The following is a 1,693-nucleotide window of genomic DNA, read 5'->3' on the forward strand; positions in this document are numbered from 1 at the left end:
ATTACATCATGGTGAAAAAGAGCGACGTGCGCGAACTCGACATGAGCGTGGACGAGGCCTTGAAATATGTGATTTCACTGGGCATGGTGATGCCCGACGACGCGCTGGCGCAAAAGTAGCCTGCACCTTAACACCGGACAGGAAACCCTATGCCTTATGTAAATATTAAAGTGACCGGCGGCCGCGAAGCCCCAAGCGCGGAACAAAAAGCCGACCTGCAAACCACCTTCGCCCATCGCTGCAAAAACTGGAAATCGCTTGACTACGTCGCCGGCTGGTTTATCAAGGCCGCTGATTACATGCAGCAGGACGAAAACAGCGCCGCCGCCTTCGTCGCCACCAACTCCATTTGCCAGGGGCAGCAGGTTCCCATCCTTTGGCCGCTCCTCTTTGCGAATGGCTTGCACATCACCTTCGCCCACACCAGCTTCAAATGGGCAAACCTCGCCAGCCACAACGCGGGCGTAACCGTCGCCATCATCGGCATCAGCCGCCGCAACGGCAGCCCGCGCCGCCTTTACAGCCACGACGAACAGGGCAAACCCGTCGTCAAAGAAGCCGCCAATATCAACGCCTACCTCGTTCCCGGCGCCAATATCATCATCGAGAAAGCCTCTAGTCCGATAAGCGAACAAAGCGCGATGGATTTCGGTAACAAACCTGTTGATGGCGGCAACCTGCTGATGAGCCGTAGCGATATGCAGGCACTGCAACTTACTGCCGCTGAACAGGCGCGCTACATCCGCCGCATATACGGCTCTGCCGAATACATCCGGGGGATCAATCGCTACTGTCTTTGGCTTAGCGACGCCGACCTGCCACAAGCAGAACAACATACTGCCATCGCCCAACGCATCGCTGCCGTGCGTGCTATGCGTCTCGCCAGCTCCAAAGCACAAACCGTAGAAATCGCTGCAATCCCGCACCGCTTTGGCGAAGTCCGCCAAAGCGGCAATGAGAGAAGCATCGTCGTTCCCCGCGTCTCATCCGAAAACCGTGACTATCTGCCCGTTGGTTATTTGGAAAATGCAATTATCGCCGACGCTGCCTTCGCCCTCTATGACGCCCCGCTTTGGAGCATGGCACTGATTGCCTCGCGACTGCACCTCGTCTGGATTGCCACCGTCTGCGGCAAATTGGAAACACGTTATCGCTACTCCAACACCCTCGGCTGGAACACCTTTCCCGTACCGCCGCTGACCGAGCAGCACAAAGCCGACCTGACCGAAAGCGCCGCCGCCATTCTCCTTGCCCGCGAAACGCACTTCCCGAAAACCATCGCCGACCTCTATGCCCCCGGCGCGATGCCGGAAAACCTCCGCCACGCGCACGAACGCAACGACGAAATCCTGGAACGCATCTACATCGGCCGCCGCTTCAAAAACGACACCGAGCGCCTGGAAAAACTCTTCGCCCTCTACAGCGAAATGACTACGCAAAAAAACGTCGCCAAAAGCAAAAAAACACGCAAGAAAAAACCGTAGCCCCGCGGGGCGGGTCTTGACCCACCACAACGAACCGCTTGATTTGCGCGGCGGGGCAAGCCCCGCCCTGCGTTTACATACACGATAGCGGGGAAGGTGTATGTAAACGGGGAATCATCAACATCGATGGCAGAGGCGGGAACGCTACCCCCTCCCCAGCCCTCCCCCGCTGCGGACGCTACGCGTCCTGCGAGGGAGGGGGCAGGACG

General features: G+C 58.1%; 1 protein-coding gene. It reads left to right on the top strand.

The features are described 5' to 3' along the window. The first annotated feature begins 170 nt into the window (after positions 1 to 170). A complete protein-coding gene (locus tag Q0349_RS05230) occupies positions 171 to 1,484 on the top strand; it encodes a type IIL restriction-modification enzyme MmeI (protein WP_366916279.1) in 1,314 nt (437 codons plus the stop codon). Positions 1,485 to 1,693: the final 209 nt, after the last annotated feature.

It is taken from the genome of uncultured Cardiobacterium sp., assembly GCF_938028185.1.
Taxonomy (GTDB): domain Bacteria; phylum Pseudomonadota; class Gammaproteobacteria; order Cardiobacteriales; family Cardiobacteriaceae; genus Cardiobacterium.